Origin of the sequence: Candidatus Puniceispirillum marinum IMCC1322, from assembly GCF_000024465.1 — a bacterium.
Lineage (GTDB): Bacteria > Pseudomonadota > Alphaproteobacteria > Puniceispirillales > Puniceispirillaceae > Puniceispirillum > Puniceispirillum marinum.
This window is the reverse complement of the sequence record NC_014010.1, coordinates 882,589-897,631: the sequence shown is the minus strand read 5'-3', so window position 1 is coordinate 897,631 and position 15,043 is coordinate 882,589. Positions and strand designations below refer to the sequence as shown.

The 15,043-nt window shown below is 45.5% G+C and carries 9 protein-coding genes; 7 read left to right on the top strand and 2 right to left on the bottom strand.

Translation table 11 applies throughout. The annotated features are described in order from the left end of the window. Positions 1-17 precede the first annotated feature (17 nt). The 5 genes from SAR116_RS04330 to flgL all read left to right on the top strand — a co-directional run bounded on the left by SAR116_RS04330 (position 18) and on the right by flgL (position 7,289). Complete coding sequence (locus SAR116_RS04330) at positions 18-698, top strand: flagellar basal body L-ring protein FlgH (RefSeq protein ID WP_013045718.1); 681 nt, start codon at positions 18-20, stop codon at positions 696-698. Between the two features lie 66 nt (positions 699-764). Further along, positions 765-1,862, top strand: a complete 1,098-nt coding sequence (locus tag SAR116_RS04325) for a flagellar basal body P-ring protein FlgI (RefSeq protein WP_148212354.1) — start codon at positions 765-767, stop codon at positions 1,860-1,862. Positions 1,863-1,871: 9 nt separating this feature from the next. After that, positions 1,872-2,165: a rod-binding protein gene (locus SAR116_RS04320; protein WP_013045716.1), complete on the top strand. Its 294-nt coding sequence runs from the start codon at positions 1,872-1,874 to the stop codon at positions 2,163-2,165. A gap of 2 nt (positions 2,166-2,167) precedes the next feature. Next, positions 2,168-6,376, top strand: a complete 4,209-nt coding sequence (gene flgK, locus SAR116_RS04315) for a flagellar hook-associated protein FlgK (protein WP_013045715.1) — start codon at positions 2,168-2,170, stop codon at positions 6,374-6,376. Between the two features lie 10 nt (positions 6,377-6,386). Then, positions 6,387-7,289, top strand: a complete 903-nt coding sequence (gene flgL, locus SAR116_RS04310) for a flagellar hook-associated protein FlgL (protein ID WP_013045714.1) — start codon at positions 6,387-6,389, stop codon at positions 7,287-7,289. 79 nt (positions 7,290-7,368) lie between these two features. Here the strand turns inward: flgL and SAR116_RS13195 are convergent, their stop codons facing one another. Further along, on the bottom strand, positions 7,369-9,807 hold the full coding sequence (locus SAR116_RS13195) for a flagellin N-terminal helical domain-containing protein (protein WP_013045713.1): 2,439 nt from the start codon (positions 9,805-9,807) through the stop codon (positions 7,369-7,371). Between the two features lie 255 nt (positions 9,808-10,062). Between SAR116_RS13195 and SAR116_RS04300 the strand changes: the two genes are divergently transcribed. Further along, the gene (locus SAR116_RS04300) at positions 10,063-10,551 is read left to right on the top strand and encodes a hypothetical protein (protein WP_013045712.1); all 489 of its coding nucleotides are present in this window, start codon (positions 10,063-10,065) and stop codon (positions 10,549-10,551) included. 39 nt (positions 10,552-10,590) lie between these two features. Here SAR116_RS04300 and fliD read toward each other — a convergent pair whose 3' ends face one another. Beyond that, positions 10,591-13,119 (bottom strand): flagellar filament capping protein FliD, encoded by a 2,529-nt coding sequence (gene fliD, locus SAR116_RS04295; protein ID WP_013045711.1) that lies wholly within the window; start codon positions 13,117-13,119, stop codon positions 10,591-10,593. 194 nt (positions 13,120-13,313) lie between these two features. On the opposite strand from fliD, the gene SAR116_RS04290 reads away from it, so the two are divergent. Further along, positions 13,314-15,035, top strand: a complete 1,722-nt coding sequence (locus tag SAR116_RS04290) for a chloride channel protein (RefSeq protein WP_013045710.1) — start codon at positions 13,314-13,316, stop codon at positions 15,033-15,035. The last annotated feature ends 8 nt before the right edge of the window (positions 15,036-15,043 follow it).

The following is a 15,043-nucleotide window of genomic DNA, read 5'->3' as shown; positions in this document are numbered from 1 at the left end:
ATATTTGAGGACCTGTTATGTTGAATGCTCGCTCTTTATTTGTTGCTTTATTCATGCTTGGACTAGGTGGTTGTTCAACCTATGTCGAGAATCAGGCATCGGTTGAGTTTGAGCCAATCTACGAAACAAACGATTTTACGCAAATGGTGGCAATACCAACTGGCGGTATATTTGAAAAGACCAAAGGTGGCCTATTCGCAACAGATCGCCGTGCCCGTAATGTTGGAGACATTTTGACAGTGTCGCTAAGTGAATCATTTTCGGCAACCAAGTCGCAAACTGCTGCATCAGCCAAAACTGATAGCTTTGGTGTTACCTTACCAACAGCATTACCAAATATTCTAACTGGCGGATATTCAGATGCGGGACTAACTGGTGGTGCCGCCCGCAGTTTTTCTGGTTCTGGCTCTGCCGCGCAGTCTAATTCGCTGTCAGGCTTTTTGTCTGTGACCGTGATGCGTGTATTTGATAATGGTAATATGGAAATCAAAGGTCAGAAAAAGCTGAACTTGAACAATGGCGATGAATATGTGCGTTTGACAGGTCTTGTCCGGCCTCAAGATATTTCGGCGTCAAATCTTGTTTTATCAAATCGCATTGCTGATGCGCAAATCACTTACGTAGGTGCAGGCGAAACAGCTGACTCGGCGCGCCAAGGGTGGCTCAGCAAAACACTTCGTACAATCTCGCCATTCTAAACTGTTCTGTTATGTTAGGAATATAAAATGTCAATTCGTACCATCATTACTGCCAGTTTGATCGTTATGTTCAGTGCCTTTGCAGGCATCGGCAGTGCGGTAGCTGATCGGTTGAAAGACATGACTTCAATTGCTGGCGTGCGATCAAACCAGCTTGTTGGTTACGGGCTTGTTGTGGGTCTGTCTGGAACGGGCGATGGAAACTCAGGCCTGACGTTGCAATCTTTGCAATCAATGGTGTCGCAATTTGGTTTAGTAACAGATGCATCAAACTTATCGGGTAAAAATGCCGCTGCCGTTATGGTAACTGCTGATTTGCCAGCATTTACCAAACCAGGTCAGCGCATTGATATTACAGTTTCAACTATTGGCGCGGCAAAGTCACTACGTGGCGGCACATTGCTAATGACGCCTTTGCTGGGTGCTGATGGTGAAACTTACGCAGTTGCACAAGGAAATATGGTTGTTGGTGGCCTTGGCGTAACGGGAAATGATGGCTCATCTGTAATTGTGAATATTCCAACTGTTGGTCGTATTCCACGGGGGGCTTCTGTAGAGAAAATGGTCGAAAGTCCATTTCAGTCATCCAATAATTTAATACTTAACTTGCATCAAGGTGACTTCAGTACGGCAATTCGTGTGTCTGACGCTATCAATGATATATTTGGGCCTGATGTTTCAGTTGCGCTGGATGCGTCATCAATTAAGGTCCGCGCGCCTGTTGATCCCAAACAGAAAGTCAGTTTTGTAAGCCTGCTTGAAAATGTTGAGGTCGATCCAGCACGCCCATCTGCAAAGGTCATCGTCAATTCTCGCACAGGTACAATCGTTATTGGTGGAGATGTAAGGGTAACACCAGCAGTTGTTACACATGGATCACTAACTGTTAAAGTGACCGAAGATATGGATGTAACGGCAACGGGCACAACCACCACAAATGCTAATGGCACTGTAACCACGCCTGGTGACGCTGTTCAAACAGCTGACACTGAAATTGAAATTGAGGAAGAAACGGCCAAAGCCTTTGTTTTTGATACGGGTGTTGATCTGGCTGATATTGTTGACTCGATTAACGCTGTTGGTGCCAGTGCCGCTGATTTGGTTGCCATTCTTGAAGCGCTACGTGAGGCTGGATCGCTTCGCGCAGAAATAATTGTAATTTAGGGGGTCGCTATGGAATTAACACCTATTGATTCATCCATGGCTATGTATGAGGCCAGTAAAACCAAATTACCTGATGAAAATGAGGATTTAAGGGATGCTGCTGAAAAATTTGAAGCGATTTTTTTGCATCAATTTTTAAAAGACGCCCGTAAAACAAAACTGGCTGACGATCTTTTTGGTAGTCACGCTAAAAGTACTTACGAAGATATGCTCGATCAAGAACATGCGGATATCATGTCCAAAAAAATTGATCTTGGTATCGCTGAGGCGTTAGTGCGCCAATTTGATAAGTCAGCGATGTAAATATGGCTAGTTTATTTGATATTGGTAAATCTGGATTGAGTTCTTACCGGCAGGCTTTGGCGGTAACGGGTCAAAACATTGCTAATATAAATACTGATGGATATAAGCGCCGCGAGGCTAACCTTGAAGAAATTCAGGGTAGCACGGGTAGTGTTAATAGTGTGCCAGATCAAAGTGGCCTTGGTGTTCGGGTAACCGATGTAAGGCGCTCATTTGACGAATTTTTGCTGAATAAAGCGCGCGCCACATCATCTTATGCTGAGGGTGCTGAGGCCTATTCATCTAATATCAGCAACCTTGAAGATGTGCTTTTGCCTGGTGAGCATAATCTTGGTTCGATGCTTGCTCAGTTTTTTGATGGATTGCAAGAAGTGTCAGTGGCACCAGCTGATCGTGCCCCTAGAACAGTCGCCTTGGAACAAGCAAATGCACTAGCTGAAAGTTTTAGGCAGTTATCCACAGAGATGACCGCAGTCAAAAAAGGCATTGTTCAACAAACCAATCAGAATATCCGTGATCTCAACGGGCTCGTTGCAGAGCTTGCAAATTTGAACAGGTCGATTGGCGCGGGAACAGCTAATAAATCAAATTCTGCGTTGGATGCCCGTGATGCGCTTATTGATAAAATTAGCAACTATGTTGAAGTCACAATTGTGGGTAATGAAGATGGATCTACAAGTCTGACACTTGGTACCACTGGAACTGGTCCCGCCATTGTTCGTCATGATAGATTTGCAACTCTTCAAGTTGTTGAGGGTGATAAAAACCTTAGCTTCCTTATTGGTGAGGGGAGTGGTTTCGTTCCAACCAGCCAAATCAAGAATGGTTCATTAAAAGGCCTAAGTGATAGTTTTTCAAAGGCGTCCGAGACAATGGATAAGGTTGATGGGCTGGCATATTCATTTGTCCGTGATATTAATACAATTCATGAACAGGGCATCAATCTAGAGGGTTTGCCTGGTGGTAAATTCTTTCAGATGGCTGACATCAAAACGATTGAGAGTTCACAGAATCTTGGAAGTGGCGTGGTTATTGTCGAGGTCACTGATTATACTATTGTTGACCCTCAACCCCTTGAAATTAAATTTGATACGAAGAGCAACCTATGGGAAGCGCGTGATAAAAAAAATCAAGTGGTTGGTTCAGGTGAGTCACGAATATCTCTTCCCGGCCTAATCATTGAATTTGGTGGTAATCCTCGCAATGGGGATAAGTTTTTTCTGGAACCAGCCGCTGGATCGGCGAGTGCAATTGGTCTCGTGATTACCAGACCACATGATATTGCGGCCGCTTCAAAGCTATTATCGTCCGCAGATCCTAATAATGAAAGTGCTGCAACCATGGCCGTGGATGTTGCAGTGTATGAACCAGTCGATAATGTGCCAGACATGACAAAGGTGCTTTCGAATGGTCTTTCGGCCGTTGCGGGAACTACCTTTCGTGCTGACGGTTCAGCTGTCATAATACCTGCAAATGTAACTAACGTTGATTTGGCCAGCCTTACACAGCAATCACAACTCGCATTCTCGGTAAGTGATGAAAATCTGGGCGGTATCAAAACAGCCACCTTCAGTGTTACCGATCCCGATGGGAACGAAAAAACCTATAGCTTTGATCTCAGCTATGACGCTTTCAATCCGGATGGAACGGGATATTGGACTGATATGAATCGGGTTGCCGATCTGCTCAATAAGGGTGTGATAACGGGCACAAATGATATTGACGGCGACACTGAATTTTCCTTGATAGACCTTGGTGGCTTTGCATCTGGTTCAGGTGGTCAAATCACAATCAGCTTCTCTAAAAATACCATCGGTGATAGTGCGTCACTTAGCCTTGCCAACGCTAATGACATTTCGGGTCTGGTCACAAGCCGAAGTGATGTGGCTTCAGATATACAAATTTTTACCCGGGAAGGGCGCCATATTGCGGGGTCAGCATTAACAGCTGACGAGATCAGCGATCTTTTAACCACAGCAAATGGATTTAATGCTGGTGCTACCTATGTTGATACTTATTTGAATAAGACTGGTGAAGATGGGTATCTTGGCGCCACTGTATCCAACAAGACTAACGCAACAGACATTTTGACAAGCATTAGTGATGTGGCGACAAGTCGGACTATTACATTCGATAGTTTGGGTAATATTGATGGCAACGAAGAGTCGGTAACCGGAACAAGTGCGTCAGCAGAAACTGTCTCTTACTCGTTAACAATTGATAATATTACGGAAAAGGTCACTGGCGCGGATGTGGGCTCTACTGAACCTGCTGATATTGCTTATGCTATGGCCAAAAAGTTTAGGTCTAATGCGCCGATTGCTAATCTTACCGGTGCGGCTTCTTTGACCAAATCAAACACCATTGCCGTGTCTGAAGAAAACCGAACCATACTCGCAGAATCAGGCGTGTTGAATATTCAGTTTGATGGGGCGAGCTACCAGCTAAAAGAGTTAGCTGACGGCTCAATTGGCATTACAAGCAGTAACCAGAATACAATTTCAATCAGTTATGATTCAAGCACTTATAATATTTCTGAAACGCTAACAGACCTTCCTACTGATGGTGAAAACGTAACTGTTACATTTGAGGGGCAGAACTATACCATCACCATGATGGGCGGGGAGTTATATGTCACCGGTGGTGAGACAGGACGTCTAAGCGCCAGCTTCAATGCAGATTATAAGCTACATATCTGGTCAAATGATGGCACTTTGGTAAGCGATAACATTACGCTACCAACATCAACGACCATTGAAAACAATACCGAAGCGGCGACGCGCTTTGGACTGACGAGTGGCATAACCCAGCCGACTGCATCACTTACGCAACAAAGCATTGTTATGACGGTCTCGCAAACGGTTGCAGGCGATAGTTCGACTAATGAAGTGCAATCGATATCTGGTTTTGATGAGGCTGGCCTTGCTGCATTAGTCGGCAATACACTGACAATTGGTGATGGTACCTTGAATCTGCGCATTTTTGAGCATGATGTCAGTGTCACAACTGAGGGTTCTCAGAATGTCGCCGAAGTTCAGTCTATTGCCGGGTTTGATTATACAGGGTTAACTAATTTGGCAGGGCAAACGATCACCCTGTCTGATGGCGTCACAACCATTTCACATAAATTTATTACAGCACCCTCTAGCGTTTCGGCAATCGTATCCGCATTACAAAATGCTACTGGTTACAGCAATCTGTTATTTGACGTTGCTACTGGATCCAATGCACTGACATTAAATTATAAAAATTCTGGTATGGCGACCACCGCTAGCTATACCCAGACCACCAATGCCGTAACTGTAGAATTTTCAACGACACCATCAATATCCGATGTGGCTCTTGCTCTTCAAAGCCATAGTAGCTACGCAGACCTAGATTTTACTGTGTCAACGGGAACTGGCGCCTTAACCCTGACTTATAAAACACAAGCAGCTGTCAGCAACGCACCAACAGCTGAAATCAACAGCTTTTATGACCGAGACTTTAATATCAAGGTGAATGGTGCGAACATTATTGCAACGCATATTGACAGCACCGAAGATTTGCAAGCCAGCGCAACGGCAGACAGTCTTATGGGGCAACGCGTCACGCTTGGTGATATGCCAGATGAGGATCTTGTCGTTGTGCTTACTGGGCAAGGCGCCCGAAAAATATCGGCAACTTATGATGTGCGCCCACCTGAGGCCAAGGTCATGATCCGCGACATCGCCGTTACAGTGACAGATCCCATAAACGGTATCGTGGACTTTGTTGATACAGAAACCGGCACCACGATGGCGACACGAACTTTGGATGCGTATAAAGAAGCATCTGCTAAAGGGTTTGCTGTCAAATTATCTGGTGAATTAGAAATTGAAGATAAATTTCACATAGCCACCAATTATGATGGTGTTGGTGATGGCCGTAATCTGAAAGCTATTATTGATCTGCAAACCCCCAATGATGAAGAGCTTGATATTGGTGGGTTCCAGGAAGTGTTTGGGTCAATGGTTGCCGAGCTAGGTTCAAGCGTACGTACCAGCAAGCTGACACTCGAAGCGGCTCAAACATTGCGCGATGCAAGTCTTGAGGCAGAAGCCAGCTATTCCGGCGTGAATTTGGATACGGAAGCCTCGCGTCTTATCGAACAACAACAGGCATATCAGGCTTCGGCGCGGATATTGTCAACAGCGCGTGAATTATTTCAAACGCTGATGCAGTCAATTTAGGAGATTCAAAATGCCCATTAGTACCAAAACATTTAATGCGCAATCGCTGGCTGGATTTCATAAAATTACCGGGCAGATTCAAGAAGCGCAAATGCGTATAGCGTCAGGCAAGAAAATCCTTCGCTCGTCTGATAGCCCCATTGCGGCGACCAATATATCCGCCGCCAAAGAACAAAAGGTTCTTCTTGACCGGTTTTCATCAAATCTCGACCGGGCGCAATACCGTCTTGCCCTCACGGATCAGACGCTTGGTCAGGCGGTGACTGTCATGACGCGTATCTTTGAATTGTCTATTCAGGCGGTGAATGACACATATTCTTCTGCTGACCGTCAATCAATAAAGGCGGAAATTGGCGAGTTGAAAAAGGGTATGGTTGAACTTGCCAATAAAAAGGATCTGACTGGCCAGTCATTATTTGCGGGGTATAAGGTAAACTCAAATGCGTTTGAGATCGATAAAGATGGCGTTGTTCAATTTGTTGGTGATCGTGGCACACATGATGTACAGGTGTCTGAATCAATGCGACTTCAAACTGGTGTTGATGGGGCTTCTGCCTTTATGCGGGTTGAAAGTGATTATGGCCATGATTCGGCTTTTGAAATTATCGAGCTTGTTGAAAACCAGATATTGTCTGGTTCTTTGGAAGAAGGCACGCTGGATGATATCAGCAAAGCAATCGAACATATCACGCGCCAGCAAACTCTTATTGGCGCGCAGTTAAGCAAGGCTGACATGCAGGCAGATGCTTTGGGTCAACGAAAGCTTTTATTGAACGAAAATATCTCTGATCTTGAAGATGCTGATATTGCAAGCATTGTGACTGAAATGCAGTCAATGATCACAAGCCGTGACGCTGCCCAGCAGGCATTTGTAAATATTGGACGCCAAAGCCTGTTTGACTTTATGCGATAAGATTAAATTCAGTCCTGACGGCAAAGAGGGGTGGAAAACCACCCCTCTTTTTGTATTTGTGTTTTTAATCAGGCCGAAACTACTGAAGTAGAGCCAGCAGTGATTGCTTGGACTGGTTAGCCTGAGCCAGCATGCTTGTAGCTGCCTGTGACAGGATCTGTGTCTTGGCCAGCTTGCTGGTTTCCACAGCAAAGTCAGCATCCATGATCCGGCCTTTGGCACCTTCAGTGTTCGTCACAATCGATGACAGGTTGTTCGTTGTGTAGCTGAGGCGGTTTTGAATCGCACCCAGATCACCACGGATTGAGTTTACACTGTCGATTGCATTATCAAGGGTTGTCAAAGCTGCTACTGCACCAGTTGCTGTTGAGATGCTCAAACCAGACATTGATGAACCACCAGCGGCACTCAATGTAGGCTCATTGACATCAAAGTCAGCAGCGCCAACATTTGCATTGATAAAGCCGTGACGTGCTGCATGGTTTGCACCAGCGTTAGTCGCACCTGTATCAATCTTGATAGGCGTGTTGCTTGTAGAGTCTAGCTTGATGCTGGCATAGCTAGTTACAGGCGTGCCTGCTGTTCCACCAGTTGATAAAACATCCTTAGAGCTACCAGTTTTTACTTCAAACTTCATGGTTCCATCACCATAGTTCAAGCCTGAAACAATCGTGATAACTCCTGCCGCTGCACTAATGCCTGAGGCATCAGCAACATCAAACGGTGAACCGGTGTTTCTTACCAGGTTGGCTATGCCTTGAGCAACTGTCGTAGCTGTATCACCACTTACAACTGTGTAATCAACACTGAAGTCAGCCCCTGTAGCGCCGGTAGAACTGAATGTGAATGTACGTCCTTCTTTAACATCACCAGCAACAATAGTCAGTTCACGAGCTGTAGCTGCAACGCCACCGTCCTGCATGACACCTTTGATCAGGGCAGCTGATGAAGTAGCAGTCGATGTTAAGCCGTCAGTCAAATCAGCAACAGTAGAAAAGTCGATATTAAGTGATGTGACATTTTCGCCTGCCAGAGTGATATTGTTACCATTTTGTGTGGCAACAAGACCTGTCTCATCTGACACTGTGTTCAGCAAAGTTGTCAGACCTGCAACTGTCTTGGTTACGTGCGTCAGTTGCTGACCGTTGATGCTCAAAGTCTCACCAAGTACGATATCATCTGTATCAATGGCAAAAGTCTGAGAGAAGCTTGCTGATGCGCTAACGCCAGTTTCTGAGCTGAATTTATTGATCAGGTTCAGTTTACCCTGGAAGCTGTCTGATGCTGTTGTACCCCCATCAAAGATTTCAACACCATTGATGGTCAGATCACCTTTGACAAGAGCTGTGGCTGGGGTGGTCAGAGCGGCACCAACAGTTGTATAGGCGTCAGAAGCTGATACAGCCTTTGTCTCACGGAAACCAAGCGTCAACAAATCAGCTGTAGTACCTGGGCTTGACAAGCCTTTATTGCCAGCTTCCACACGAACAGCAGACCCATCAGTAGCCTCAAGCTTGATGAAACCTGTATAATCAGTGGCAGTTGATGTAAAACCAGCACCTTGACCTGTTGAGTCATCTTCTACTGAGATTGAAGCACCTGTGTTGTTTGACAGTACAAGTTTACCGCTTTCATTGACTGTAGCGGCAACTACACCACCAGTTTCATTGTTAATGTTGGCAACCAGCTCATCCATGCTTGATGAAGCCGAGATAACAAATGTTGTGGCTGCTGAAGCACCCATTGCAGTTGTTACAATCGAAAGACCACCAGCAGCAGTACCGTCAGTAACACCACTACCAATTGTAGCCGCGGTCAGGACGTTGAAACCAGTCGCTGTGATGTTATCAACATTTGAGTTGATATTGGCAAGAACGTCTTCTAGATCTTCACCACCAGACACATCGATAGCACCAAGAGCCTGACCGTTGATTTCAATGTCACCAGCAGCTGCGTCGGCAAGCGCAATACGAGCGCTAACAAGAGTGTTAGAGCCTGAAGCACCGCCGCCCATGCCAAGCGCACTTGTCATGGCAGATCCGATTTTCAGATCAACAGTCTGGCCATCTTTATCACCGATCTGGAACTTACCTTTATAAGTACCATCAAGCAGGTTTTGGCTATTGAAAGTTGTTGTTGAACCAACGCGGTCGATCTCGGCCTTAAGCGCCTGAACTTCATTGTCAAGTGACAGACGGTCACTATCGTTCAAAGTGCTGTTGGCAGAGTTAACGGCTAGTTCACGGATACGCTGAAGCATGTTGGTGACCTCACCAAGGGCGCCTTCAGCAGTTTGGGCTAGAGAGACAGCGTCATTGGCGTTCTTTATCGCCATTGTAAGGCCACGAGTTTGGGCTTCCATACGACCAGCAATTGCCAGGCCAGCAGCGTCATCGGCGGCGCTGTTGACTTTGAAACCAGACGATAGACGCTGCATCGACTGTTCCATTTCTTTGTTGGTATTCGAAAGATAATACTGCGCATTCAAGGCAGATACGTTTGTGTTAATAGCAGTCATAGTAAATCTCCATAACTAGGTGAAAGTTTCTTCGTCAGGAAGGTTTACGACGCATGGCAAAAATGATTAGCGTTCTGTGTGAAAAAAATTCAACATATTGAAAATAATATAATATTTATATGTCTGCTAAGTTTTTTCTGTTTGATTTATTATTGATTAAAAATTTATTTTGATTGTCTGTAAGTAAATTATTATAAATATCGAGATTGAATATAACTATTCAGTTTAAAATTAATTGGTTTGTTGGGGTATCCAATGCATTGTCCAGGTTGGGTTTTTGATGTCGCTGTTTCTAGATGCGTTGCTGAGTTTTTGTCAGCAGAGCTAAACCTTGAGGTTTTTGCCTCAAAATATGCTAACGGGCTGGCTGAGAGATATGCGCCCATTGATGAGGCGGTGTTTAGTGACACAGCTAATGAATTAATGGGGTTCTTGGCTGAAATAGATGCTGGTGAACAAGCTGTCAGTTTGATTACAGATTATTGCTATTACCGTATCCATAATGAGGGTGTTGGCAAGCCCCGCAAGCTTAAATCAATGTTTGGGTCTGCCGAAGATCCAGTAAAACAAGCCGAAGCTGGTTCTGTTGCTATGATAAAGGGGTTTCGAGCTTATGTCTTTGGACTTCGTTCAAACACGGTTCCTCAGGCACCAGCGGGATGGAAAGTCGAAGACGAAGAGGAAAACCTGCCACATCTTGTAGAGTTGGCTGGTCGAACTGTATCTTTGTTGGATGCCTTTTAGGGCTCAGCTATTAGTGCTAATCTCTCACGCCAGTTTCATTTAGGCTTTCAGCGATGCTGTCCAAGCATCCATCATGCTTGTTAATTGTGTCTTTGTGCTTTCCATGCTGGCCACGGCCGAATTCATCGCCGAGAATTTGGTCACATATTGTGACCTGACGCTTGCCATACGTGTTTCGAGTGCCGCTAGCTGGGCATCATAATCTTCTATCTCACTATTATAGACTGCTATTTTTTTATCGAGTTCATTAGTGCTGGCCAGCAATTTGCCTGCATATTCCTGAAATGTTTCAAGCAGGCTTTTGCCCACATAGACTGTTGTATCGGTGCCACCACCACTTATGGATAGAGCGACGCCGCTTGTATCACCTGATGTTGATGCATAGGCCGTCCCGTAATTTGTTAATACCGTTTCACCAAGCGTTCCAACGCCATCAGTCAGTGTAAAGCTGTAGGCACCAGGTGTGTATTCATCGCCTGATACGCTTCCTGAAACAAGTGGGCTTCCTGTTGTAACCCGACTATTCATGATCGCAGCAAAGCTATCGGGATCATTCTCAAAGGCGGCTTTCATCTCTGTTTCATTAAGCGTCAATGTGCCATCAAGTTCAGTGCGCACACCAAAATTAGCAAGATAAATTGAATCGGATCCAAAGCCAGGTATCGCTTGTGTGCTGAACGCGCGAAGCTTTTGGCGCAAACTACGGATTGATGGGTCGCCAGCGAGTGGCCCGCTCTCATCCCCATTAACACCGCGTTTGCTTTCGGCGTCTATATTAGCCGCGAGCGTATTGATATTTGTTATAAAGAGACTCATCGCGGCATAGGCAGTGTTCGAGTCGTAAGAGGCCCCAATGGTTTCTGCGCTTGTGGTCGTCGATTTTAACGTGATGGTCATACCATCGATCAGATCGGTGACGCTGTTACTGTCACGTGTCACTGAAATCCCATCAACAGTAATACTGGCATCGGCGGCACTAACGGTCTCTTGTGAGCTATTGAATTTTGTATAGCTAAGGCTACTGAGCCCCGAAGATGCAGGCGTTTCGGTTACAGCTATATTCATGCTGTAATCCAAACCTTCGCGTGATTTAATGGCAAGCGCGTAATTGGTATCACTTTTCTTAACAACGGATGCGACTATATCAAGTGAAGATGCGTTGATGTAGTCACGGACTTCGGTAAGGCTATCACCGCCACCAATTTGAACCGCTGTAGCCAAATCTTGCGCGGCCGCTGACTCATAGGTGAGGGTAAGTGCATCAGTGCCGGCGGTAATGCCAAAGGTCAAATCAGCATAGCCTGTTGCCCCCTGAAGCGCAGTTACAACTGCAGCAAGGTCGGCGGGGGCAGTTGCGAATGTATGTTCAATAGAGTTTGTGCCGTCTGAAATGGTCACAGTTTGCCCAGCCAGACTTGTCAAACCAGCACTGTCAAAACCAGCAATAGATTGAATTTCAGCCACTGAGTCGGAGCCTGTGGTTGTTTCGCTGACGGTAAATGATGACTGCGTACCGATCGTAATAGTCTGTGTGGTTACATCATCATTTGGGTCAAAAGTTTCAGCTGTCGCAAGACTAACAGAACCATTTGATTCATAGGTCAATGTAAGCGCATCTGTTCCAGCTGCTACACCAAAGGTAAGGTCTGCATAACCTGTTGCGCCTTGAATGCCGGTTACAATAGCTGCCAAGTTTGAAGGTGACGACGTGATGGCGGTGGCTAAAGAAGCCTCTCCAACCGCTTCATAAGTGAGTGTAAGGGCATCGGTACCAGCCGTAATACCAAACTCTAAATCCGCGTATCCTGTTGCATTTGAAAGTGCTGTAACCATCGCATCTAAATCTGCCGGCGCGCTATCAAAAGTATGTATGATTGAGTTGGTGCCATCAGAGAGTGTGAGTGTTTGACCTGCCAGATTGGCAAGGCCAGTGGCATCGAGGCCGGTGATTGATTGCACTTCGACAACTGAGTCAGACCCCGTTGATGTTTCGGCAACGGTTAATGCCCCCGCAGAAAATGTGTGTGACACTGTATTTGTGCCATCAGATAAAGTTATTGTTTTGCCCGCAAGTGCAGTTATAGCAACGCTGTCTAAACCAGTAATAGATTGGATTTCAACATTTGAACTACTGCCATCTGTTGTCTCGACAACGGTAAGTGATTCACGGTTGCCAAGCGATATTTCCAACGTGCCGGTACCAACACTTGATGTAACCGCTGAAAAACCATCAAAGACTAGATTCTGACTAGCGGCTAGACTGTTGATTTCGATATTGCTTGAAAAATTCTTAGCAATCGTTGAGTCAGAAATTTCTATGTCAAGCGAACTTCCAATATGTGACGCAGTCAGGCCCGTAATGCCGTCCAAAGGGGTTAACGCACTATTAAAATCGCTATAGCCCTGCTTGATTCTTCCCACACTCGAAATATTAACGGTACGCTCTTCTTTACCTGTGGTGATAAGGCTTTCAGTCGGTGCGCGTTCCGCATTTACAAGGGTATCAATCAACTCGGTCGTGTTCAGCCCTGAGCCTACATTGAGGGCGCTTAGATAATCTACTGCCATTTAATCATGCCTAAATTTTCATCTATCTATGTTAACGGCTCAAAACTGCAAGATTTATGCCGCTTTAGATAAAACTAATGCAATCTGGCTTTAAACATATTAATATTTTGTTAAGGAGGCGGGCACATGGATGTTAAATTGCCTATTAATTGGGGTTTTTGGCAGTTTAATTGAGATGCTTGTGAGTTAGAGTGATGAATTATGTTATCAATAAATTTGTTAAATATACTCCTGTTTTGACATCATTCGTGGTCGTGATTGCAACGGGATTATTGTTCGGTTTCGTCATGGCATTAATGTCAAATGGCTTTGTAAAGGGTGTTCAATATCTTTCTGACGCTCGCGGTACCTTTAGCAATCTTGATCTTACAATCGGAACAACTACCCTGTCTTTTGCGCCTTTATGTGGATTATTATTGGCTGTAGCCGCGATTTTGATTATCCGTCACTTATTTAAAATTAATCGTTTTCATGGTCCCGCTGATAGTATTTTTGCGGCTCATCGCACTGATAACGAGTTGGATGTGCGGGCTGGTATTGGTTCAACTCTTGCAGCCTTTGTGTCGGCTGCTGGTGGCGGGTCAGTTGGCCAATATGGCCCTCTTGTGCATTTTGGTGCCACAATGGGCAGTTTTATGCGCCAGCATACAGGTGGCATGCTTTCAACGGATATCTTTATTGGATGCGGTGTTGCAGGCGCCATTGCAGCTGGTTTTAACGCCCCAATTGCTGGAATTGTTTTTGCGCATGAAGCTATTTTGCGGCATTTCTCGCTTCGTGCCATTGCCCCGATTGCTATCGCCAGCATTACCGCTGCGGGCGTCAGTAAATGGATGTTTGGCGATAGTTACGTGTTTGCCATGGATAACATCAACGTTGATCTCATCGGGCTGTTGCCAGTGGCATTAATCGCTGGTCCTTTATTTGGTCTTATTGCCGTTTTATTCATGTTGTCAATTCGACATTGTGCACGTTTTGCTGCTGCATCTGGCTGGTCACCTGCACGTTTGCTTATCACTGCCGCGATGGGGGCGGGCATTGTTGGCATGTGGGTTCCTGAGGCCCTTGGTCTAGGTACATCAGTAATTTCAAATATTCTGAACGAAGAAACGTTAAATGTTAGTCTGATGATTTTGTTTGTTGCCAAAATTGGGCTGACGGCGCTTTGTATTGGCTTTGGGATGTTTGGTGGCGTATTTTCCCCTGCCTTACTTGTTGGCGCGTCTGCTGGCGCCATTGTTGGGCGTATATTTGTCAGTCTTGGTGTCCTCAACGCAGGGCCCGGCTTGGCTATTTGTGGTATGGCCGCGGTTGCAAGCGCGGTCATAGGTGCGCCCATTTCGGGTGTTTTGATCATCCTTGAATTAACAATGAGCTATGAATTTGCCGTAGCCGCTATGCTCAGCGTTGTCACAAGTTCGATGGTAGCGCATGTTATGTTTGGCCATTCATTTTTTGACCGGCAACTTCTTGATCGTGGCATAGATGTCTCGCTTGGGCGGGGACACATAGAAATGATGGAAACCTACATTGCTGATATTGCGCATGATGACTATGTGCATTTAGATGAAACCTGTTCAGCGCAACAAGCAATCAGGATCATGGTTGACGCCAAAGCCACAGAAGCTTATGTGCTTGACGATAGTAATGGTTTTAAAGGCAAGCTAAGCTTACATGCGTTACTGGCTGAACCATCTGACAACTTGGCTATAACACATATTCAGTTGGAGCCAATATCGATCAAGCATGATGCATCACTCCAGCAAGCCATCGAAATTGCCAGTCATTTTGTTGGCGAAAACATTCCGGTTATTGATCGGCATAATAATGCTTTGCTTGGTGTTGTAACCGAAGCCGACCTATTTAAGTTATATTTGGGTTTACAGGGGCGTGTCGCCGACTTAGAGCGCGCCTGACACAAACG

What these genes read in the sequence shown, in the direction of transcription:
- SAR116_RS04290 (WP_013045710.1), top strand. Translation starts at nt 13,314, where the DNA reads ATGAATTATGTTATCAATAAATTTGTTAAATATACTCCTGTTTTGACA.
- flgK (WP_013045715.1), top strand. Translation starts at nt 2,168, where the DNA reads ATGGCTAGTTTATTTGATATTGGTAAATCTGGATTGAGTTCTTACCGG.
- SAR116_RS04325 (WP_148212354.1), top strand. Translation starts at nt 765, where the DNA reads ATGTTCAGTGCCTTTGCAGGCATCGGCAGTGCGGTAGCTGATCGGTTG.
- SAR116_RS04320 (WP_013045716.1), top strand. Translation starts at nt 1,872, where the DNA reads ATGGAATTAACACCTATTGATTCATCCATGGCTATGTATGAGGCCAGT.
- SAR116_RS13195 (WP_013045713.1), bottom strand. Translation starts at nt 9,807, where the DNA reads ATGACTGCTATTAACACAAACGTATCTGCCTTGAATGCGCAGTATTAT.
- flgL (WP_013045714.1), top strand. Translation starts at nt 6,387, where the DNA reads ATGCCCATTAGTACCAAAACATTTAATGCGCAATCGCTGGCTGGATTT.
- SAR116_RS04300 (WP_013045712.1), top strand. Translation starts at nt 10,063, where the DNA reads ATGCATTGTCCAGGTTGGGTTTTTGATGTCGCTGTTTCTAGATGCGTT.
- SAR116_RS04330 (WP_013045718.1), top strand. Translation starts at nt 18, where the DNA reads ATGTTGAATGCTCGCTCTTTATTTGTTGCTTTATTCATGCTTGGACTA.
- fliD (WP_013045711.1), bottom strand. Translation starts at nt 13,119, where the DNA reads ATGGCAGTAGATTATCTAAGCGCCCTCAATGTAGGCTCAGGGCTGAAC.